The 21,275-nt window shown below is 60.0% G+C and carries 21 protein-coding genes and 1 tRNA gene; 10 read left to right on the forward strand and 12 right to left on the reverse strand.

Annotated elements, in window-relative coordinates; genetic code table 11:
- The first annotated feature begins 29 nt into the window (after window positions 1–29).
- Window positions 30–185, forward strand: a complete 156-nt coding sequence (locus tag ACFMO7_RS12500; protein ID WP_376795890.1) for a helix-turn-helix domain-containing protein — start codon at window positions 30–32, stop codon at window positions 183–185.
- A gap of 324 nt (window positions 186–509) precedes the next feature.
- Window positions 510–1,190, forward strand: coding sequence for an RNA-guided endonuclease InsQ/TnpB family protein (locus ACFMO7_RS12505; protein ID WP_376795819.1), 681 nt, complete (start codon window positions 510–512; stop codon window positions 1,188–1,190).
- Here the strand turns inward: ACFMO7_RS12505 and ACFMO7_RS12510 are convergent, their stop codons facing one another.
- Window positions 1,191–2,636, reverse strand: a complete 1,446-nt coding sequence (locus ACFMO7_RS12510; RefSeq protein ID WP_376795820.1) for a hypothetical protein — start codon at window positions 2,634–2,636, stop codon at window positions 1,191–1,193.
- Window positions 2,637–3,204: 568 nt separating this feature from the next.
- On the opposite strand from ACFMO7_RS12510, the gene ACFMO7_RS12515 reads away from it, so the two are divergent.
- Window positions 3,205–3,615 (forward strand): hypothetical protein, encoded by a 411-nt coding sequence (locus ACFMO7_RS12515; RefSeq protein WP_376795821.1) that lies wholly within the window; start codon window positions 3,205–3,207, stop codon window positions 3,613–3,615.
- Window positions 3,616–4,300: 685 nt separating this feature from the next.
- Here the strand turns inward: ACFMO7_RS12515 and ACFMO7_RS12520 are convergent.
- The 9 genes from ACFMO7_RS12520 to ACFMO7_RS12560 all read right to left on the reverse strand — a co-directional run bounded on the left by ACFMO7_RS12520 (window position 4,301) and on the right by ACFMO7_RS12560 (window position 12,713).
- A complete protein-coding gene (locus ACFMO7_RS12520; protein ID WP_376795822.1) occupies window positions 4,301–5,629 on the reverse strand; it encodes a hypothetical protein in 1,329 nt (442 codons plus the stop codon).
- Window positions 5,630–5,789: 160 nt separating this feature from the next.
- Window positions 5,790–6,230 (reverse strand): hypothetical protein, encoded by a 441-nt coding sequence (locus ACFMO7_RS12525; protein WP_376795823.1) that lies wholly within the window; start codon window positions 6,228–6,230, stop codon window positions 5,790–5,792.
- Window positions 6,231–6,234: 4 nt separating this feature from the next.
- Entirely contained in the window at window positions 6,235–6,645 is a 411-nt protein-coding gene (locus tag ACFMO7_RS12530; RefSeq protein WP_376795824.1) for a hypothetical protein, read from the reverse strand.
- A 47-nt stretch (window positions 6,646–6,692) separates the two neighbouring features.
- Entirely contained in the window at window positions 6,693–7,850 is a 1,158-nt protein-coding gene (locus ACFMO7_RS12535) for a hypothetical protein (RefSeq protein ID WP_376795825.1), read from the reverse strand.
- 147 nt (window positions 7,851–7,997) lie between these two features.
- Window positions 7,998–8,594 (reverse strand): hypothetical protein, encoded by a 597-nt coding sequence (locus ACFMO7_RS12540; protein ID WP_376795826.1) that lies wholly within the window; start codon window positions 8,592–8,594, stop codon window positions 7,998–8,000.
- 67 nt (window positions 8,595–8,661) lie between these two features.
- Window positions 8,662–8,952: a hypothetical protein gene (locus ACFMO7_RS12545; RefSeq protein ID WP_376795827.1), complete on the reverse strand. Its 291-nt coding sequence runs from the start codon at window positions 8,950–8,952 to the stop codon at window positions 8,662–8,664.
- A 78-nt stretch (window positions 8,953–9,030) separates the two neighbouring features.
- Window positions 9,031–10,086, reverse strand: coding sequence for a hypothetical protein (locus ACFMO7_RS12550; RefSeq protein ID WP_376795828.1), 1,056 nt, complete (start codon window positions 10,084–10,086; stop codon window positions 9,031–9,033).
- 25 nt (window positions 10,087–10,111) lie between these two features.
- Window positions 10,112–12,238 (reverse strand): hypothetical protein, encoded by a 2,127-nt coding sequence (locus ACFMO7_RS12555; RefSeq protein WP_376795829.1) that lies wholly within the window; start codon window positions 12,236–12,238, stop codon window positions 10,112–10,114.
- Window positions 12,228–12,713 carry a hypothetical protein gene (locus tag ACFMO7_RS12560; protein ID WP_376795830.1) on the reverse strand — a complete coding sequence of 162 codons (486 nt, stop codon included), beginning with the start codon at window positions 12,711–12,713 and terminating at the stop codon, window positions 12,228–12,230. Before ACFMO7_RS12560 ends, ACFMO7_RS12555 begins: the two co-directional genes overlap by 11 nt.
- 651 nt (window positions 12,714–13,364) lie before the next feature.
- Between ACFMO7_RS12560 and ACFMO7_RS12565 the strand changes: the two genes are divergently transcribed.
- The 4 genes from ACFMO7_RS12565 (at window position 13,365) to ACFMO7_RS12580 (ending at window position 16,875) form a co-directional block, all read left to right on the forward strand.
- Window positions 13,365–14,840 carry a hypothetical protein gene (locus ACFMO7_RS12565; protein ID WP_376795831.1) on the forward strand — a complete coding sequence of 492 codons (1,476 nt, stop codon included), beginning with the start codon at window positions 13,365–13,367 and terminating at the stop codon, window positions 14,838–14,840.
- A 148-nt stretch (window positions 14,841–14,988) separates the two neighbouring features.
- Window positions 14,989–15,267: a hypothetical protein gene (locus tag ACFMO7_RS12570; RefSeq protein WP_376795832.1), complete on the forward strand. Its 279-nt coding sequence runs from the start codon at window positions 14,989–14,991 to the stop codon at window positions 15,265–15,267.
- 86 nt (window positions 15,268–15,353) lie between these two features.
- The gene (locus tag ACFMO7_RS12575) at window positions 15,354–15,737 is read left to right on the forward strand and encodes a hypothetical protein (RefSeq protein WP_376795833.1); all 384 of its coding nucleotides are present in this window, start codon (window positions 15,354–15,356) and stop codon (window positions 15,735–15,737) included.
- Between the two features lie 616 nt (window positions 15,738–16,353).
- Window positions 16,354–16,875 (forward strand): hypothetical protein, encoded by a 522-nt coding sequence (locus ACFMO7_RS12580; protein WP_376795834.1) that lies wholly within the window; start codon window positions 16,354–16,356, stop codon window positions 16,873–16,875.
- A 33-nt stretch (window positions 16,876–16,908) separates the two neighbouring features.
- Here ACFMO7_RS12580 and ACFMO7_RS12585 read toward each other — a convergent pair whose 3' ends face one another.
- Complete coding sequence (locus tag ACFMO7_RS12585; RefSeq protein ID WP_376795835.1) at window positions 16,909–17,880, reverse strand: dienelactone hydrolase family protein; 972 nt, start codon at window positions 17,878–17,880, stop codon at window positions 16,909–16,911.
- A gap of 504 nt (window positions 17,881–18,384) precedes the next feature.
- On the opposite strand from ACFMO7_RS12585, the gene ACFMO7_RS12590 reads away from it, so the two are divergent.
- The 3 genes from ACFMO7_RS12590 to ACFMO7_RS12600 all read left to right on the forward strand — a co-directional run bounded on the left by ACFMO7_RS12590 (window position 18,385) and on the right by ACFMO7_RS12600 (window position 20,885).
- Complete coding sequence (locus ACFMO7_RS12590; protein ID WP_376795891.1) at window positions 18,385–19,344, forward strand: ABC transporter ATP-binding protein; 960 nt, start codon at window positions 18,385–18,387, stop codon at window positions 19,342–19,344.
- Window positions 19,345–19,386: 42 nt separating this feature from the next.
- On the forward strand, window positions 19,387–20,184 hold the full coding sequence (locus ACFMO7_RS12595) for an ABC transporter permease (RefSeq protein ID WP_376795836.1): 798 nt from the start codon (window positions 19,387–19,389) through the stop codon (window positions 20,182–20,184).
- Window positions 20,185–20,438: 254 nt separating this feature from the next.
- Window positions 20,439–20,885, forward strand: a complete 447-nt coding sequence (locus ACFMO7_RS12600; RefSeq protein ID WP_376795837.1) for an Hsp20/alpha crystallin family protein — start codon at window positions 20,439–20,441, stop codon at window positions 20,883–20,885.
- 168 nt (window positions 20,886–21,053) lie between these two features.
- Here the strand turns inward: ACFMO7_RS12600 and ACFMO7_RS12605 are convergent.
- Window positions 21,054–21,128 (reverse strand) — tRNA-Arg (locus tag ACFMO7_RS12605).
- Window positions 21,129–21,275 lie beyond the last annotated feature (147 nt).

The raw sequence follows: 21,275 nt of genomic DNA on the forward strand, positions 1-21,275 counted from the left end.
CTGAATGGCCGCGCTCCTTCCCCTTGACCATGCTTGTGTTTTTAGGCTATCACTGGATTGTGCGCAAAGCGTTGGTGTATCGGATCTATCCAACCAAGAAACAAGCCACCTTGCTGCAAGCCACCCTGGATGAGTGCCGCTGGCTCTACAACCACCTGCTGGAAAAGCGTAAGGAGGTCTTATGAGCAAACCGGCAAGGGGCTGAGTCTGTATCAGCAGCAGGCAACTTTTCCTGCCCTCAAGCGAGAACGCCCTTCTCTCTTGAACGTGTCCTCTCAGGTGTTGCAGAACGTCGCGGTCCGCGTCGATCTGGCGTTCAAGGCGTTCTTCCGGCGGGTCAAAGCGGGCGAGAAGCCGGGCTATCCTCGCTTCAAAGGCCGGAACCGCTATGATAGCTTCACCTATCCCCAGTTCGGCTTCCGGATCGATGAGCAAGGGAAACTCTACGCCTCCGGGGCGGGCACATCAAGATCGTCTTACACCGCCCCTCGAGAGGCAAGCGCAAGACATTGACCATCCGCCGCTCTTCGACGGGCAGGTGGGACGCTGCGTTCTCGGTGGAGTGCGAACCGGAAAGACTCCCTGAGAACCCCCATCAGGTCGGGATCGATGTGGGGCTCCACACCTTTGCCACTCTCTCGGATGGGACGGCCATTGCCAATTCCCGTTTCTTCAGGCAAGAAGAACAAGCTCTCGCCAAAGTGCAACGCAAACACAGCCGGCTGGCAGAGGGAACGCCTGAGAGACGCCAGCACGGCAAAGTCATTGCCCGTGTGCACGAGCGGATTGCCTTCCGGTGCAGGAACTTCACGCACCAGCTCAGCCGTAAGATCGTCAACGCCTCCGGCTTCGTTGCCGTTGAAGACTTGCACGTGAACCGCATGGTTCACCTCCACTGTCTTGCCAAAAGCATAGCAGATGCTGCGTGGTCGGCGTTCCTTGCGCAATTGGCCTACAAAGCGGAAGAGGCTGGTAGGACCTTTGTCAAAGTCAACCCGGCCTATACGAGTCAGACAGGCAGCCAGTGGGGACATCGGCAGGAGATGCCGCTTGACCAGCGCCTCTTCGAGTGTCCCTGCTGTCATGCTCAACTTGATCGCGACCTCAATGCGGCGAGAAACATCAAATCTCTGGGGCTGCAGAGCGTGGGTTTGCCCCTAGAAGCCCCCGCCTTCAGGCGGGGGGAGTAGTCACTGTTGTCCTTTTCCTTGCTCCCCGCTCTCGTTAGAAGGACCGTTGGCGGTCAGGTTAGCCAGCCAGGGCGGTAGGGCAGAAGCTCCCGGCTCTGTCTGGCGCTCGCTGGTGGCAGATAAAGAGCTAGATGGACCTGACATTTCCGGCTGTGGCGAGAGCTGAGGCGGCGTATCTTGAAGGCCGCTTCCGGGAGCTGAAGGCATGCCCTCTGCCGGTACCAGGCTGGTAGTTGGGAAGAGGAAGTTCCCATTGAAGGGGCTGGTGCCGTGGGGCGGAAAGGCCAGGTTGGAGGCCACCGGTAGCTCGCCCGTGGTAGGCATCAGGCTGGTAGTTGGGAAAAGGAAATTGCGCTTAAGACGACTGGAAGAGGCGGGGCCGCCACCAGTAGGGCGGGCAGTGGCTGGCCGGCGGGCGGTGTCTTCCAGCGCCCCGGACGAGAGGCTGGTCTGCCTGTGCTGGCTTGAGGCAGAGCTGCCTGGAGTCACCGTCAGCCCGGTCGGCACAAGAGGCAGCTCGTGAGCAAGTGGACCTGGCAGGGGCGAGGGCGTGGTCAAAGGAGCTGCCGGCTGCATCTGTGTTGGCGCGGCAGCAAAAGTCTCGCTGGGCGAGGCTGTAGGACCAAGATGAAGCGGCGGCTGTTGAGAGGCAGCGGCACCGGCAGCGGATGGCTGCCAACTATTGTTGAGCATCAGGCTGCTAGGACTGCCCTCCAGGGGGAGAGGGTTGCCCGCCAGGTCGCGATCACCGGCCAGGCTCTCCGCGCTGCGGGTGCGGCGCCAGGGGCGTGCCCCGGAAGCCAGGCGTGTTCTCGGAAGTGGCTCTGGAGCAATGTAGTGGCGCAGGAGCAAGACCCCTACCAGGATCAGCGCCAGGAGCATCAAGACGGCGCCCGTAATCACTGGGAGGAAGCTCAGGTTATTGCTCTGAGCAATGCGCGTCGTTGCTGCCGTATTAGAGTTGTTGCTCTGCTGAGCGCCAGAGCCGGAGTTGTTTGACAAGGTCGGAGAGGCGGTCGGCGAGGCGGTGGCCCGACTCGTGGCGGTGGCCTTGGCGGTCGCCGTGGGAGTCGCTGTGACCAGAGCGGTCGCCGCGGCGGTCGCCGTGGGTAGAGCAGTTGGCGCGACCGGGCGCGTCGGCGCCGGGGCGGGTGTGCTGGTTTTGGTTGGCTGAGCCGTCGGCGCAGATGTGGGAGAAGGAGACGGAGTCATCGGCGGCACCGTCGGCGAGGGAGTCATCGTGGGAGGCTCCGTCGCTGTTGGATTAGCCGTCGGCGTCTCGTCAAGCGGCTGCAAGAGCGGGATCTGCGGGCCTGACGCCGCGTACATCGGCACCAGGTTGGCCAGCACGCCGATCACGGAAATCGATAGCAGGCAGGCACAGAGCGTGAGTGTGAGCGTTCGCAATAAAAATTTCCCCAGATCGGGGTCAGTCTGTCTAAACATCTATCCCTACCTCTCTGCACCGGCGGTCGTTGCCGGTCAGCGGTTGGTGCGCACGAGGCGCCGCGTGCTCGACATGGAACGCGACCGGCAGGCGCAGGGCGATGGCTCGCGGCTCATTCCTTGGCTTCCACTCTTGGCTGCGCGCTTTCTTTGGTGAGCCACCATCGCCCTAGAGGGGAGTATAAAATATGCGTCTCCGATGGTCAAGCAATCTGAAGAGGATATCCAAATGTACTAGTCGAAATGTGAATGTTTAGGACCCTTTGACCTTGAGCGAGCCTGCGCCATCCAGATGGAAAACGCTCTTCTGCAATTCTACCAGCCAGGACGTTGATCACACACCCCTCTGGTTCTTCCTACCTCACACTCTCTATTTATTAATAAGTTTATTTAGATCTATAAATTAGATTGAAAGAACCATGGGTCGGGCGTGCGCTCATGGCCTTTGGCGGTCAGCCCCTTGCAGCCCTACCTGTTTGGCCCCTCCTCGGTCCTGGTGATGCCAGCCACTCCGCTCGAACTGCTGCAGGGCAGGGTGCTCACACTACACTAAAGGAAGCGGCCTGCTATGGAGAGCGACAGCCGTCCGACTGGCGAGATCGATCTCGTGACCGGTGCCTTCAGCTACTCGGGTCGGTATATTACCCGTCACCTGCTAGCGCGGGGCAAAAGGGGGCGCACACTGACTGGCCATCCGCAGCCTGGGCATCCATTGAGCCGCCAGGTGCAGGTCTTCCCGTTGGCCTTTGAGAACCCGCACCCCCTGCAGGAGGCTCTGCCTGGGGCGCGGGTCCTCTACGGTACCTACTGGATTCGTTTCCCTTATGGTCAGCAGACCTGTGAACGCGCAATCGGGAATATGCGCCCTCTCTTCGTGGCGGCGCGTGAGGCCGGTGTCGGGCGCATCGTTCATGTGAGCATGACAACATCCCAGTCTTTCCTCGCCTTTCCCCTATTTCTGTGGCAAGGCTCTCCTTGAGCAAGGGTCAGGTGAGGGTGATCTCTCCTACGCAATTGTGCGCCCGAAGGTCATCTTGGGCCTGTAGAAGGTTCTGATCAAGAATATTGCCTGGCTCCTCAAACACTTCCCGTGCTTTGCCTTTTTGGGGCTGGTGACTATCGTCTCCAGCCGGTCTATATGGAGGACATGGCTGATTGAGCGGTGCAGGCGGGAGATGGGCGAGAGAACATGATTGTGGAGGCTGCTGGCCCGGAGATCTTCACCTATAGGGAAATGGTTGCTCTGATGGCGCGTCCTGGGACGGCGTGTCTGGCTGGTAGCTGTGCCACCTGCGCTGGTCTTAGCTCTGGGCAAGCTGATCGCTCCCTTTGTTGGGGATGTCCTGATTACACGCGACGAGATCGCTGGCCTGATGGCCAATCTTCTGCTCGCGCGAGGCGCCCACAGGTCTGGCCCATCTCGCAGACTGGTTACAGGCTCATGCGGCGGAGGTAGGCCAGCGCTACGCTTCAGAGCTGGCTCCTCACTATCGCTAAGCCCTGGCTAGCAATTGGGGGACCGGTGCTGAGCGAAGGAGAGCACAGGACCGAAGGGTACGGACCTGGTCCTGTGGGCAGGTCTCCTGACTCCTGCTGTCCTGCGGCTCTCCTTTGTTCAACCTGTTCAGACCGATCGGCGCGCCCCAATCGGACCTTCCCGCCGACTACTCTTGTTGAGGTGAGTTGCTCTGACTGCGGCCAGGAAGAACCGAGAGGCCGCTTTGGGCCTGGCGCATCAAGGCCTCCAGCTCAATCTCTGTTGGGGCCGCATCAACCTGCTCTCCTGGCGCTTCCGCAGCGGACAAGAAAGTCGCCTCCTCCGTTGGCTGTCTGGACTGTGGGCTATGTATTCCTCCCGGTTGTAGGCTAGAGAGAGGCAGGGTTTCGCCCTCTTGAAGGGCGCGGAAGCCTGCTCCGGCTGGTTGCTGGCGAGGTTGCCGATACCGCAGAAAGCCGCCAACTAATCCAAAGAGGAGGAGGCCACCGGCTATGGTGCCGAGCATCCAGGCCAGCACATTGCCGAATGGCGAAGGCGAGCTGGCTGAGGCCGACTGTTGAGATTGGACTCCTGTATTGGTGCTGGCAGTGGCGATCGCCGGCATGCGGTTGGTGCTGGTATCGGCTGTAGGACTTGGCCGGGCAGGCGTTGGCGTCAGCCTGCTTGTTGGCGTGGGAGAAGGGGTGGCCGTCGCGGTGGCGAGCGGGGTCGCTGTTGGCATAGGCACAGGTGCGGGGTTAATGGTGAATGCGACGCTGGCGCTCAGCGTGGCAGGTGAGCCGCTGCCGACGCTGGCTTTGATTTGAGCGGGACCGCTCAGCCCGTTTGGTATGGTAAAGCTGTGGGTGAAGTTCCCCTGGCTATCGCTGGTGACGCTCCCCAGGCTTATGCTGGTGCCGCTGGCCTGCAGCACCAACGTCACCTGCGTGCCGCCAGGCAGAAAGTTGCTGCCGATGACGGTGGCCGTCTGTCCCGCCATGGCCTGTGTTGGGCTGATGCTCAGCCTGGGAGAAGCGCTTGACAGCAGGGTATAGCTCCCTGCCGTCGTGGGCGTGACGCCCGTAAGGGCACAGATTTTATACGTGCCTGGGGTCAGGTTGCCTGGCAGGATCAACCAGCCGCTAAAGCTACCTCCCTGCACCGTGCCAGGCTGGCCGTTGCTTACCGGGGTATAGCCTAGCAAACAATCCTGCTCACTGTAGCCGAAGGAGACCTGGGTGCCGTCGCTGAGCTGTGTCCAGCCCGAGCCGCTGACGCTAATCACCGTTCCCGCCGGCCCCGAGCTGGGGCTACTGCTAAGCGTCCCACTATCTCGACTGGCTGCCCGGGCTGGGGCGAGGCTGCCCATAGCAAGTAGCCAGGTAACAAACAGTCCGATCAAGAAGAGGCCCAGCTCTCTCTCTGGTCGACCAGGGCGCCACATGCGGCACTGGGCTTGGGCTTGCTGCCAGGGACCTCGCTCATAGGTCTGTCTGGTAGCGCGAGGGGCTACCATTCTCTCTCTTGCGTGCGCCATTCTGCCGCTAAAATAGCTCCCGCGAGCGGGAGCCTGGCCGCTGTGATGTGCGGTGATTGTGTATAAATCCATCCTTATTCAGTGTAAGGATGCATTTCCCTATGTGTCAAGAAAGCGTGCATGGGCCTTGCCAGAAAGGCTATGCCTCGACCAGTTCGATCGACACCTCGTAGCTGAGACCTGCTGGCGTGCCGCTGGAAAGGGCAACCTGCTGACTGTGCAGGTCGCAGGCGCTTTCTGCGTAGTAGTCGAAGTGCACGGGAATGGGTACCCCCCCGATCGGCTCACAGAAGAGGATCGTGCGGCCAGTTGAAGAGAGATAGCTTGTACGCAGCGCATCTCGATAGTACTGGCCGCTCAGCCCGGTAGGCTGGCCATTGTAGCCAACGAGGTCGTTGAGGCAGAGAATCGTCATACTCCAGGTACGTCGGCCTGGTCCAAGATCAACATAGGCTTCACCTCCGTCGGCGCGCACACTCGCCCGACGAATCCTTGGCTGGATCATGCGGTAACTGCCTGGCTTCACAAAGTAGCCAATGCCGTCCAGGATAATCTCGCAATCGAGACCGATGGTGGGCATTTGCCTAACCCTCCTCGCTGTAACGACCGGTGACCTCTCTGGAGTGACCCTTCGCTGGACGAACCCCTGGAGCCGAAGCCGAGACCGATGGCTCTTTCTCCACGATGCGACTGGCCTGCGTGCAATAGCCACAATGGTCGTGGATGCTAACCAGCTCTCCCTCGATGGTGATCTGTAAACCACGCTTTTGCAGCGCCAGACGGATAGTGCCGATGATCTGGCTCAGGCGCAGATTCTCTTTCTCTAGCGTCTCCAGGCGGTCCTTGAGGGTATCGATCTCATGCTGCATGACGCTGATCACACGCGCCTTGACCTCATCGGCAGTGCGTGCGAAGCCATGATGGTAGGCCAGGAATGCGCCTGTAATCAGCGCCAGAGTGATGAGGAGGTTCGTGAAGCTCAGCAAGTCTTGCATCGTTTGAGCTACTCCTTTTCGACTGTGTAATAGAGGAATGACTGTCTTTAGAGGCGGATCCAGCGAGCCGGGACGTCGCCCCAGTGAACACGTGCTGCGCTGGCGAAGTCGCGCTGGTTGCGGATCTCCTGCAAACGCGCCTCGAATTCGGCGCGACGGGCGACGATGGTCTGTTGCCAGGAGCGGGGGATAGCGGTATCGTCGAAATGGTCGTGTAGTTCTCCGTCTTGAAAGCTGAAGTTATCGTTCGTGGGTACCTGGTAGGCCTCCATCGCGTAGAGGCTGGCCCCCAACACAATCAGATCGCGGTGCATCTCGGGAATAGTGGAGCCACTGGCATCGAGCTGGTGCCTGGTCGCGTAGAAGATGCGCATCACGAGGGTGTTGTCTGGCGGCAGCTCGGCACTGGAGAGTTTAAGGGTAAAGGTGGGGGTCTGAGAAGCAGGTTGCCCTAGACCACTTCCAATGCTGCCCTGCGGACCAGGATTGCCGCCTGCTGCCAGGGCAGCGCTGCTATCGAAAAGATTGGAATATTCGGCGAAATCGCGCTCCTGGGGAGGCCAGAGCATGACACCGCTGGTGTTAACGGTAGGTGCTGCTGGCCTGCCAACAAGAGCGCTGTCGGCTAGCGTATCGCAGTAACTGCTGGTAGTAGTGTCAGCCAGAGTGGCGAGCAAGAGCAAAGTAGTGCCATTGGCTTGGGTACGATAAAGGTTGCGCCCGATGACGCTGTTTAGGGCACTGCTGGGCTGCGCTGGCCTGAGAGGGATATTGCTCAAAGTGACGCTTCCATTGTTGGAGACCGAGACACTAGTCACCGGTGAGGGCGTCGTCTCTCCGCCCTCGCTCAAAAAAGTGATGGCATACTGGTAGAGGCCAGCGCTCAGAGCGCCGCCACTGCCAGAGCTGGCGCTCAAGCCACCTGGAGGCGGCTGAAAGTAACTTCCATAAGCCTGCAACGGGTAGATAATACGTTCGATCCACCAGACAGGAAAAGCTGAGTTCCAGGGCTGGGGATAAGGATAAGTTCGTTGGTAGGGACGCGTGTTCATATCGCAGTAGCTGATGTTAGGATAGTATTGGCTGTAGCGGGTCACAGCCTTATTGATGGCCCGCTCAAGATCAGCGTTCGACCAACGCTCATCAGGACCAGCGGGATCGAAGAGGTCGAGGCGTAGAGCATTTTCAATGTCTGTGAGGTTCATCTTGCTGATAGCTCTCCTTTCCGCTCTTTGTAGAATGGGGAGCAAATCGTGTCCTGAGCGAGGAGAGAGGGAAGAACCCACTCAAGAGGCGGGGCCTCAAAGGAGCTGATCTCTCCTCGCTACAGGGCGATAGGCATAATGGCCTGGCTAGCTGAGGTAGCCACAGGTCGTAAGCGTCACTGTGCAGGTCGCTCCGACAGCCCGAATGTCAACCTGTCCATTGCTGTCAAGGGGTAGGATGGCCTGACCTTGCCAGCGAGCTGCCGTCGAGAGCAGGTCCCCGCAGGTAACCGTCTGGGCCAGATTGCCACCATGCGGAGCAATATCCAGATGAGCTGGCTGACTGCTGGCAGCAAAGGAGATTTTGGCCAAAACAGCCAGGGCGCTGAGCGGAATGCCGCTGTTGCCGCCAACCAGCGTAAAGGTAGCGGTAGCTCCATTGCTGATAGCGATGTTATTGAGCTGTTGCACCCCACTCACCAGGGTGAGACGCCCCGGCGGTGGTGAGGGCAGGCCGCTGAGACCGTTAGCATAGGTAGCAATGACTACGGCATCCTGAGGATTCTGCTCATCGAAGAAGAGCACTGCACACAGGGCCCCGACCAGTCCGCTGCTCCCATCAAGGCTATTGGCCACTGGTATACCCTGGAGTATGTGAGAGGTGGCCTCAAAGAGCAGCACTGAGGCCTGATATGTGCCTGGATTGAAGGACTGAATGATGCCGCGTCTGATAGTAACTCCCATGCTTATTATATCCTTTTTAAGTCTTTTAACTATCAGACATCTCTAGCTCCTAAAAGGGGACAAAGAGCTAGGAATCGTTCGCTCCCTGACCGGGCTGGGGTGCCATGTCAGGATTGCCGCAGGCGTGGAAGCTTGCTGCCGTATAGCTCGTGCCGAGCAGAGCATTAAGGGTGGCGGCGATGTTGGCAAAGGTCTGGCTGCCGGATGGATCGACGCGGCAGAAGATGCCATCCTGGGGAAGAACGGCATCGCTCGTCGTTTGAAAAATGCACATGGTGCGTGGATTGAGGTAACTGCCTGCCGGAACCGTGCTGCCACCATTGTAGCGTCCATAAGCGAATTCGAGGAGATCCATCATTGTGTGAGCCTACCCCTTTCTTATCTTATCTTCGCTCTGAGTCACCATGCGTGCTTGCCAAGAGAGCGTGCTCGCTGACTAGATTTCAAGCCACTTCAGGGCAGCGGCCCAGCTATTGCTGCTTGTCGCCAGGTAAATTGCCAGGCCGGTGCCTGGTGGCAAGATGACCAGAGCGCCGTTGCTGAGAAACTCAATGGTGGTATTGGAGACGAGTAGCAGGGTATCGAGCTGGCTCCCCACTGGCGTGAGATTGTTGTTGCTCATGCTGACACTGGCAACGCTAGCGGGACCTCCGGCCTTTAGATTGAGAGGAGTGAGCGCTGTGCCCAGGGCTGGATCGCTGCTGGTCAGGTTGAGCTGATGCCAACTTGAGGCGGCCTCGGCCACACGTGCAGAGAAGACGAGCAACGTTTTGCCGGAGCCGCTCGGGTTGAAAAGGCTGAGGCCGGTCGTTGCTGTGGCCGTGCTGGTCTGTTTGCCGGTCGTTGCACTGTAGCCCTGCCCGTTGCTCAACCATTCGTTGAACTGCTGACGCACAAAGACAGGGTTGCTGACACCAGGCGCGGCGCCGTTCCACTGGGCGATGTTAACCTGAGTGCGCCCGGCATTGTCGAGTAGCAGAGGCGTATCGCCGGCAATGCTGCATTTACCGTAGTTAGAGACTCGCAACTCGTTGCTGCTATCCAGGCCCGGTGCGGCTCCACCAATCTGCGCGACGTTGATGGCCTGGTTCGGGACTAGTTGCAGGCGCCCATTGCTGTCGATGGCCAGCAGGTTGCTGCCAGTGCCATCAGAGACTCGGACCTGTCCGATGAGATTGCCACCGGTGGGCAGGGCAGGCAGGCTGTTGACGTTCACGATCTGGCGCCCGGCGTTGTCTAACAGGACGGGGGTATCACCGGGCGCGCTATTTTTGCCGTAGAGGCTGACGCCCAGACGGTTAGTGCTGGGGCCATCGACCTGGGGAGCGACACCGTTAAGCTGGTTCAAATTGACATTCTGCTCGGCGGCGGCGTTGAGGGTGGCGGTAGTTTTCAGATTGCCCTGGGCATCGAGCTGCAGGGCCTGGCCCAGGCCAGTGGGATTCAGGCCGCCGATCAGTAGCGACCCGTCACCGTTGAGGTAGCCTGACATGCTCTTTTCTCTCCTTTGAGCCTGACTAGATGCCGCGATAGAGGCCACGGTAGTCGACGACGGCGCCGCCGTATTCATGGCGGATCTTGTACGAGATGACGTCTTGGGTGAAGTTCAGTCCGTAGAGAGGCTGATCCTGAATGTAGAGGACAGGGTTGATCTGGCCACCCACAAAGCCAATTTCGATCGTATCGACTTCCTGAGGGTCGGCTACTAGGAACCACTGGCTCGGGCTACTTAGCTGAGGCGAAACGATAGGGGTGACGTAGCCCATCATAGGGTTGATGTCGTTGTTGGGTGAGCCGGGAATGCCTGCCGACCGCGTGGCAATCATGGCGGTCCATTCTAGCTCAGGGGGAACAACCAGGTAGCGCGGACGCAGTCCGATGCGCTTGCCAGCAAAGTTGGTTTGCTCGCGCATGGTCGTGACCCCAGCTTGCATGGCAACGGTCGAGAGGGCGGCGTTGCCAAGATTGTTATGCGGGTTGCCGGTCGTGAAGAGCGGCGCCCCATCGTAGATGGTGGGGTTGCCTGAGAGAAAACTGTAGACGAATTCGGCCAGAGTATAGGCGGCGGCAACGGCCAGCTTAGTGGGGATCTGGCGAATGGCCATCAAATCATCGTTGATGATGGTTTCGCGTGAGATGGTAACCAGGTTGCCGCGCTTCATGGGCACGTAGGTGGCCGCCGTATCGGTCAGACTGAGGGTGGTGTAAGCTGCGTCCTCGGCCACGGTTGAGAGACTCCCAAAGGCTCCAAGGCGCACTCGTGTCTGCTGCTTGAAATCTTTGATCGGCACAATGGTGCAAAATTTTTGCCACTCCGCTGGCCAGGCCTGGTAGTCTTTCAGAAGACGCTTGTTCATAGAAGTGCCGAGCAGGTAGCTGAAGGAGGCGGTGGTGATGTCTCCTTCGCTGATGCGCATAAGGGGGGCATGCTCTCCGATACGGATCTGGCCGAGGAGGCTGCGCTCGGAGAGGCCACTGACGCTCGGATCGCCGGTGACCCGGGCGTAGGCTTCGCGGATGCTGGTGAAGCCGCGGATGTTGCCCAGGCGGCTGGTGTCGATCTCCAAATCGAACATGCGATCAAAGGCGGCCTGGATTTTTTCTGCCTCGGTGATCTGCTCGCCGATCTCGGGGCGAGCGTAACCGTGGTCGCGCACAAGACCAGCGGTAGCCAGCTCGGCGAGCATACTGCGTTGTTCGGCAATGGCCTCCTCTAATTCCGCAGCCTCGAAGAGGCGCCCCTCGTAGCGGCGGCGCAAGTGCTGCTTGACAATTTCGGGCAGGTGAACCTCCTGCAAGCGTCTTTCCAGATTCAGACGAGAGCGCTCGAGACGCAGCTCATGCAGAAGAGCCTCTAAGGACGGATCGGGCGCGGCCATGACCTCCTGCTCGCGGATGGGGTTGGCCTGGCTGATCGAAAGGTTCTGGCTGTCTGAAGTGCTCATAGGGCCTCTCTGAGGTGGAATGGAAGCCGAGGGCTTTTGCAAGCAGCCCTCGGCTTCGTATTCGTGGGAAGGACAAAGGTCGTGAATGATGCGGCGGATGCCTCCGCCGGCGCTTGGGCGAGTGACGATGTCGCAGGAGTTGAGGGCGCTGACGCTGATCACTTCTCGCAAAGGACGGCTGTTGCCGTTCTGGCTCTCACGCATTTGCCAGGTGCCATAGATGTCAATCGAAAGGCCAATCAGCCCCGGTTGGCCCAGAGAGCAGGCTTCACGGATCAGGCGCCAGAGCCAGTCGGCGGATTCGAGAATGTGCAAAGTGGCATCGACGCGCCCATGCTCGCCGGCAGTGGGTGGCACGTAGTGGGGAGCACGGTAGAAGCCGACCATGTCCCGCACAGAGCGGGCAAGGCTCTCGCTATCGCTGCGGGCGTGGTCGACGTAGGCGTGGGCGCTCTCAAGCAGAGCGGCAATCCGCTGCAGGATAGCCTCACTATAGTAGTAGCCGTTGAGGCTAGCGCCCCCGCGAATGATAGTCACCAGCACCTCACGGCGCTCGTCCTCTGGACTGAAGTTCTGCTCTTCGCGAATAAAGCCGTCGATACGAATGCGCGCCTGGGACTGAGTCAGGCCGGGGCTCTGTTCTACCTCGGCTGGCTCCTGGTCTGTCCCGCTGAAGGACCGGGAGTGCTCAGTCGACATAAGGGACCTCCCGCTCTGCCTGGGGCATGTTCTCTGCGCTGAGAGCTAGCAGGAGCGGTGCCAGATGGCGCAGGCGATGGGTCATATGCTCTTGGGTGGTACGCGTCTCGTCGTAATGCAGGTTCGCAGGAAGCAGCTGAGCGTCAGCGCTCCGCTGAACGCGGGCTGCTATATCCAAAGCGAGTGTGGCAGGGACTGCTCCCAGCACTGGTGCGACCGTTACCGGGTCCGCAATGTGCGTATTAGCGGGCGGATGTGACAGATTGGCTGTTAGAATGGGTTCAAGCAAGCTGGGCACAGGTGGATCGGGCAGGTGGATAGGAAGCTGGTCCAGAAGGTCGGAAGCTGGCAAAGGCAGTGAGAGAACGGGTGGATCGGGTTGCTCTGGATCGGGAAGAGCGAGCGTGGGCTGGTCAGGAGGTTCTGGTGTGAGCGAGGGGAGCTGAGAAGCGGTGGAGACTTGCTCATCGGTCATGAAGGGACTCCTTTTCTTCTCTGGCGGGGCGGGCGGCTGCCGCCAGAGATGTGGGATTGGGGCGCTTCCTCTGGATCGCGCTGCTCAGGAAGAGGCAGCTAGCAGCGGAAGGATGAGGAGAAATCAGCGATGCAGCCGCGAAGGTAAGGTGAGCGTCGCTTTGCAGGCACAATCGAGAAAGGACAGATCATGAGTGGGCGCGAGAGGGTACACTCACCACTGCCTTGCCCGAACGTGAAGGGGCACGCCGGGGGCCGTTTCGTGGTTGCATCGTGCGGCGGCAAGCCAGAAGAGCTTACCAAAGGACAAGTATAACGGTGGTCTGGTTAGAAGTCAAGTCTAAGCATGGCCAGCACCTCATTTGGCTCGCTCCCTGGGAGGCTACTCGCCAGCCATTTCTCACCTTGACAGTTCCTCTGTCATCGCCTATACTTGGCTTAGCTGGCAGTTTGCCACCTGCCACATCCTCGCCTACTGCGCACGGCTCGGGCGACCGTTGCACTCGTGTCCCCTGGCCGTGCCGCGTCTCGTTTCCTGTCTTCTCCAGATAAAGACCTGCTGGCGGCTCCGGCGAGCGCCATCGGTTCCCGCCGCTCTTCTTGTGCCGAGCCTGTCCGGTCGGTCCATCGCCGCCTCAAGAGGAGAACCCGCATGCCCTCTGACTTCTCCCTGCGCAGCTTGCTTGCCAGACGACTGGCAGCTTTATCGCGCCGTTCCGGGGCCGTTGAGCCCTCTCTCGTCGCCGGACCTCCTCCCGACGAGCGCATCAGCGAGCAGTACAGTCCTGCCATCCTGGCCTCTGGTTCCACGCAGGAAGACTGGTACTGGGGGCGGCTCGCCAGTGGTGGTGAAGAAGACTACTTCTGGCGCCGTCTCTGCGATAACTGGTATCAAAAGGATCCCCTTCCCTCGACCTACCTTGAACTCCATAACCTGTGCTACGAAGCCTACAATGCTAATCCTCTGGCCTTTGCCATCATCGAAATCACCACCAGCTTCGTCATGGGGAAGGGCGTCACCATTGCGGCTCGTGATCCGCGGGTGCAGCGCATTCTGCTTGACTTCTGGCATGATCCTGAAAACCACATGGAGACGCGTGTCTACTCCCTGTGTACCGAACTGGCTCTCTATGGTGAACAATTCATCCGTTTCTTTGTCAACCCCTACAGCGGGCGAGTCACCATTCGCCAGATTGATCCCTCGCTCATCGACCAGATTGAGACCGATCCCGACGACGTCGAAAAACCTCTGCGCTTCCATTGCCGGCCCATCGGTCCCTCGTCCTGTCTGGAGAGCGGCCGTGGCCTGAGCGCCTCCCTTTCCCTTGACGCAGGGCGAGAGTCAGCCGCAGCCTCTCTCGAAGGGCAGTGGTTCAAGGCTGGGGAAGAGGTCCTCCAGTTTGCCATTAACAAGGTGTCCAGTGCTAAACGGGGCAAAAGCGATCTGGCGACTCTTCTGCCCTGGTTGCGCCGCTACAAAGACTGGCTGACCGACCGCGTGCGCATCAACAAGTACAAAGGGGCCTTCTTATGGGATGTGCGCCTGCAGGGGGCTGATCGCAAGACCATTGAGCGCAAGAAGATGGAGTACAGCTATCCGCCGGAGCCGGGCAGTGTGATCATCCACAATGAGGCCGAGACCTGGTCGGCCGTCAGGCCCGAGATCAACGCCAACGAGGCAGCTGAGGATGGGCGCGCCATCAAGCTGATGATCGCGGTCGGGGCTCAGTTGCCTGAGCACTATCTCAGTGACGGCAGCTATGGCAATCGGGCCACTGCCGCCGAGATGGGCCTGCCAACCCTGCTGAAGTTTCAGCGTCGGCAGTATGTCATGCGGGCCATGTTGCGGGCCATTCTCGACCGCGTGTTAGAGGAGGCCTGTCGTGCCGGCGCGCTTGCTCGCGAAGTTGACAGGCACTACGACATCATCTTTCCCGAGATCGAGGTTACCGATCACGCCACCCTGGCCGGGGCCGTGCAGATGTTGGTCTCGGCCCTCAGCGCCGCTAAAGCCGAAGGCTGGGTCAGCGATGAGACGGCCATGCGCCTCATCTTCCAGTTCGCCGGCGAGGAGATCGACGTCCACGAGGAGAAGGGGCGGATCGCTCGTCGCGTTGGCCAGCTCTAGATCGTCTCTGAGCTATCCCCGACCGCTGGTCTGGCAGAAAGCTCCCCCCCGGCTCACTCGGGCTCTCTGCGGCGAGGAGAGGGAGTCTGCCTGTCTGAGTGAGTGCTTTGCCTTTTGAGGCTTCAGCGCCTCGGAAAGGAGTTGCATTATGGCCCTTGCGCGGGCTGCTGCTACCCCTTTGCTTTTTGGCCGCTCTCGGTCTGGCTATAGCCGCTCGGGAGCGGCGCCATCTTCAACTGCTGCCAGTTCCTCAGCTCCCCGGCTGACCAGGCTGACTGATCGCCAGGGCCTGACCCCGCATGCCCGCCATCAAGGCTACCCGCTGGCGCGCTATCATCAGCATCGTAGCCTCATTCCAATGGCCTCCTCTTTCCGCCCCTGGCCGGGTGAGGAGGACAGTGAGCAGGAAGACTGGCCCCGCGTCTGAAAGCCGGTCCAGCTTTGGCTTCCCCGACTTGTCCCCCCCAATGCTCCCGGCGTTCCCTCTCAAAACAGAAAGGAGGCGCAGAGCTTATGCCGCTTGACTCGCGTAAAGCACAGCATCTGCTTCAGCTCATCAACCGCAGTTATGTAGGACGACAACGCAGCCTTGTGGCTGTTGTTCTCGGCGCTGGCGGCTACAGCTACCGTCTCGTCCAGGGCATTGTCCGTCCCTTACGTTGTTCTGATCCCCAGATCTATGACAGCAGTGGCCAGCCTCCGCGACACGAGGCAGATCTCTTGCTGGTTGTTCCGCTCGGTACCGACTTTACTGGCGTCGTCTACCTGGCTGATTGCGCTGTGGCCAATGCCGGGGCTGTAGCTGCGGCTCCTAAGTATGAGCTGATCGAGGTTGTTCCCATCGGCCTCCTGCCCGGTGGCACCCATCTGCGCGCGCTTCTGCGCCGCCTACGCTGATTCGCTGGCTCACATCGCTGAGCGAGCCAGGCCGAAAAGCGGTGCGATTGTCTACCGGCTCCGCTCATGGTGCACTCTTCTTGAGCATCTGAAATTGGCTTTAGAGCGTCGGGCATCTTTGAGGGGGCGAGCATGCCTGCATCTCGCCGATGCTTCCTGTCAGGATTGCACCTTCGCTGGTGTCTGCTCAACGACCTTGCTCTTTGTCTCAGGCCGACCAGGGTCAGAACAGCATCCCGCTCAATCGCGGCCCGCAGTAATAATCGCGAGGCCGGGGCACCTGTTACCTGGGTGGGAACTGTCCGTGCCTCGCCTCGCTTCGGGGCCGGGCGCGGGCAGAAGAGTGATGGAGGCAGGATCGGTTCAGCTAGAAAAAGCCTCTCTTTAGGTCAAGCAGGGTGAGGCTGGCCTCGGTTCTGGGGAGCGCTGCTATCTCAGTAGGGCCGGCCAGATGAAGCTTTCTCCCTGTTGTCGACCGGGGACAGGGAAGAGAGGTCGCTGCGCTTTGGTTTGGAGAAAAACGCAGCTCCCTCGTTCTATTACAGAGGACCAAACGTTGTGCTGGCCGGCAGTGTCGGCCAGCGTCAGGTGGGAGAAACGGAAGGAGGCGGGAGCCGTGCTAAGCAGCCCATCAACCAGGTGCCGCCCGACGCTGCGTTTAACGTTGGAGGCTCTTGAAAGGCGCATAGAACTGATCACGCTGCTCGTACTCCTGCTTATCGCCACTCTCAGTGGTTGGGGCCTTCTCTTTCTGCCCGGTACCATTCCTATTCACTACAGCCTCAGTGGCTCGATTCATCCCGACCTCAACGGCAGCAAATGGATTCTGGTCCTCTTCTTCCTGCTTGCCCTGGCTCTCTACGGGCTGCTCAGCCTGCTCAGCCGTTGGCTGCGTAGCTTACACTATCCTCTAGCGACTTCCACTCAGGGCGTCGAGCGCCGCTATCGGCTCGGGCGTTTGCTTCTGGCGGGGTTAAAGCTCTGTCTCAGCATCCTCCTGGCCTATCTCTCATGGATGTTTATCCAGGGGGCCACCGGTGGCCTCAACGGCTGGATCTTCCTGGGCTTCCTCTTTCTGGCGGGCCTTCCCCCGCTGCTCGTCATCCTCTATTTTATCCAGGCCCAGCGCCTACGCTAGGGTCTTTCCTCCTGAGCAGGCCACCGGCTCAGATCAAGGCAGCAGGCCACCGGGTGGGAGTGGCTTCAGCCAGCGGTCCAGGAACAGATAAGCTGCCTCCTTCGCCTCGGACGGAAAGATGTGGCCGCCCTGGAAGACAAAGTAGCGGAAGCGTTCTGGCACTCCCAGCTGAATATAGAGACTCTGAGCGTAATTCACCATAAAGTAGAAGCCATCGATGGGCAACAAGGGATCCCCTTCGCCGCCTACCATCATGAAAGGCGTTGGAGCCAGGGAGCCAAGCAGGTCATCCATATCTGCCACATCGAGCAGGCCCGGGATACAGTTGGCCAGGGGCTGACTCAGCCCATCGCGCAACAGGGATTTTATCAGTGTCAGCCCGCAAGAGGCCACTCCGGCCATCACCCTGGCATCGTACCAGGTCAACCAGAGGGCCTCAAGGCCGCCCAGCGAATGCCCGATCACTCCCAGATTTTGCTTATCCACCTCGGGCAGCGAGCCGAGCAGATCGAGGCTACAAGCCAGATCGTGCAGGTACTTCGCCTGCAGCGAGGATCCCTTCAGCAAGCGCTTGGTGAACTCGAAGCGCTCGTAACTCTCACCTGTCAACGCCGCTCGCCGGCGGCGGATCTCCTCCGGAGGACGACGCTCCTCATAGCAGAGCAGATCGGGACAGAGCACCACATAGCCGCGCAGGCAGATCTCTCGTCCATAATGGAACATGGGATCACCACCAATCCCGGCTACCTCTCCTTTCCCCAACTCGCAGTGCTCGCTATCGCGGTGAATGGCCAGGACCGCTGGCCAGCCCTTCTTCGGCTTCTCCCCCTGCGGGCGCAGCAACCAGGCCGGCATGATCTCGCCCGGCTCGACCATGTAGGTGACGCGGGTCCGTGTATAAGCGCCCTCATCGACAGGCTCCTCGAAAACGGCCTCCAGAGGTACCTTCGAAGGGAATCTCCCCAGACGTGCCATGATCTTTTCTCGCAACAGCCGATTCTCCATCTTTTCTCCTCTCTTTCTACCTGCAATACCATCTAGCCAGACCCTGGCCGACCTGGCCTTCAACCCGGGTCAGCCCCCAGCCAACCAACAACAAGGGCGCCAGCTTGCCGCCAGCTCACCGCCAGCGAGAGATCCTCGCTCAGAGAGTCCTCGGCAAAGTGGTCCTACCTGGACCTTCGCCGCCTACGGGCTAGCCGCCGTCCCGCGACAAGCGCCTTCCAACGCTGTGCCTCGCAGACCCTTTCTGAGCCGCTCATTTCTTGTATAGCATAAAAGATGTGAATTGTATGATATGCATATTGTAATGCACTGCTTTAAGGATTGCAAGCCTCAAGCCTTGCGCCTACCAGGCCACCTTGTCAGAGAGCAGGAGCTGCGGTAGTGTATTACCAATGGGGCTGAGCGTGAGAAGAAGCCGCAAAAAAGCGGCCGGTGCCAGTCCCAGCTGACCACACCAAGGAGAGACTGACCATGATGTCTGCTCATGCGCAGACGACAGGGCAGATGGCCGGTCCTGCGACCTTGCCCGAGAGAGAGAGAGCGGAGGCGGCCATCATCGTAGATAGATTGTCCAAAAGCTACAACGGACGACGTGTTGTAGACGAACTGAGTTTCAGCGTGCGGCGTGGCGAAGTCTTTGCCCTGCTGGGACCCAATGGGGCCGGCAAGACCACCACTGTTGAGACCCTGGAGGGCTACCGGCGTCCCGACGGGGGGAGCGTGCGTGTCCTGGGACTTGATCCGCTTCGAGAGGCCGCCCATCTCAAGCCGCTTATTGGCGTGATGCTTCAGCAGGATGGCCTCTATCCCATGCTGCGCCCCAGAGAAGTACTGCGTCTCTTTGCCGGCTACTATCAGCAGCCCCAGCCCATTGATCAGCTCCTGGAGCGTGTAGGCATCGATCCTGCCACCAAGACCAATTGTCGCCGGCTCTCCGGTGGCCAGAAGCGCCGTCTGGCACTTGCCCTGGCTCTTGTCGGTAATCCTCAGCTGCTCTTCCTCGATGAGCCGACGGCGGGCATGGACCCCCAGGCCCGTCTGGCCACCTGGGAGATCATTCGTGACCTCAAGGCTCAGGGCGTCACCATCCTGCTGACCACTCATCTGATGGATGAAGCCGAGCGTTTGGCCGACCGAGTGGCTATTATCGATCATGGCCGACTCATCGCTCTGGACACCCCCGAGCGGCTAACCGGCGTCCACAGCGCGACCGTCGTGCGCTTCGTCGCTCCTGCCGGCCTCGACTGCCAGGCTCTGGCGGCCCTGCCGGCTGTCCAGCGTGCCGAGGAGGTGCGCCCTGGCAGCTACCTGCTCGAGACAGAGCCGCAGAGCATGCCTGCGGTACTGGCTGACCTCACGGCCTGGCTGCGCGACCGTGGCATCACCCTGACTGAATTGCGCGTCGGTCACGGCTCGCTCGAAGATCTCTTCTTGCGCCTGACTGGAGCGGAGATGCGTGAATGAAGAGGTTGGAGATTCCCAAGCGCTAGATGTGGAGGAGAAAAGATGACAACCCTTGCCGAGACAAGAAGCCCGAATGGGGGAACGCAGCCGCAGCCGTCGCGCGCCGCCCCCTTCCTCCGCCAGGTTGGAGCCCAGATTACAGCCGAGCTGCTGCTGACCTCGCGCCGTGGCGAAAATATTCTTGTCACGCTCATTCTCCCAGTGATTCTCCTGGTCTTCTTTGCCTCACTCAAGATCATTCCTGTGAGCACAGGCTCGGTGATCAACTTTCTGCTCCCCGGTATTCTAGCCCTGGCGATTATGGCCTCGGGCATGGTCCACCTGGGCATCTCAACCGCCTACGAACGGTACTACGGCGTTCTCAAGCGTCTGGGAGCGACGCCTCTCCCGCGCAGCGGCCTCATCGTGGCCAAGATTGTGGCTGTGCTGCTCCTGGAGGTCCTGCAGGTGATCCTGCTGGTGGGCATAGCCCTCCTCTTCTATGGCTGGCGTCCCGTCGGTTCCCCCGGCCTGGCCCTGCTCGTCCTGGCCCTGGGTACGGTTACCTTCGCGGCTTTGGGCCTGGCGATGGCCGGTAGCCTGCGCGCCGAGACCACTCTGGCGGCGGCCAATGGCCTCTATCTGCTCTTCCTGCTCATCGGGGGCGGTATCCTGCCCCTCGACCATCTGCCAGCGCCTCTAGCTGCCCTGGCTCAGTATCTGCCGGCCGCAGCCTTCACTCAGTCTCTACAAGCGGCCATGACTGCCGGAGCCCCTTTCCCGGGGACCGCTCTGCTGACCTTGCTGATCTGGATGGTCCTGATCCTGGCGCTGGCCATTAAAACCTTCCGCTGGGAGTAGACCATACTTGCGGGAATAAATTAAATCACCTCATTGTTTTTGTCAGGTGGAAGCCCCAAAAAGGGAACACAAGCAGAAAACCTTTCGCCAGCAAAGCCGGATAGCTTGACGAGGTGCATGCAAGGCGCCTGGCTTGCCGGCGGGCAGGCCAGGCGAGCCGTGAGGTGAGACCTGGCAGAAAGTCTGGGGGCCTCGCAACGTGCGGGAAAGGCGGGGAAGCCCTGACGATCCGTCCTACAAGGAGGTGAGCGGCTATGGTCGACATCATTCGCTACGATCCTTTCCGCGAGGTAATCAGCCTGCGGGATGCCATCAATCGACTCTTCGAAGAGAGCTTTGTGGCGCCCATTTGGCGGTGGGATGAGACTTCGGTGGCCATTCCCATTAACGTTCGTGAGAATGAGCACGGCTATCAGGTTCAGGCGCAGGTTCCAGGCGTCAAGCCGGAGCAGCTGGAGGTGAACGTCACAGGCAACACGCTGACGCTCAAGGCCGAGGTACCGCGCGAGGAAGTCCAAGAGCAGCGTGGTCAGTGGCATGTGCGGGAGATCCGCAGCGGGAGCTTCGCGCGCACGATTACCTTCCCGAAGGATATCGACAGCGGGAAGATCGAGGCCAGGTATGAGAACGGTGTGTTGACCGTGAACGTCCCCTTCGGCGAGGCCAGTAAGCCGAAGAAGATCCGCATCAAGGCTGCCTGAACCTGAGAGCCGTTCGGGGAGCTGAGATGCAGTGAGGCTGAAGGCGTCTCAAAGAGGGCCAGATCGCCCTGACTAAGGCGAACCCCTCACCGTTCTCTGCCAACGGTGAGGGGTTTCTTTCATTCAGTATCCTCACGCGAATCGATGCCCCAAGCGGGTCAACGTTCCTGGTGTCCCCGACAGGAATCGAACCTGCGCGCCCGGTTCCGGAGACCGGTGCTCTATCCACTGAGCTACGGGGACCTGCTCACCCAGAATTATACCATATCTGTCAACGCGCGTCATCACCTCCCCAATGCTCAGGCCGGCGACGTCCTGAAGCGCCCTTTCCTCTTTCGTAACCTCTGTCACCGGTGGCGCTTCGGGGGAGCAGCTCTTTTCCGGACGTCT

It is taken from the genome of Thermogemmatispora sp., from assembly GCF_042408735.1.
GTDB lineage: Bacteria > Chloroflexota > Ktedonobacteria > Ktedonobacterales > Ktedonobacteraceae > Thermogemmatispora.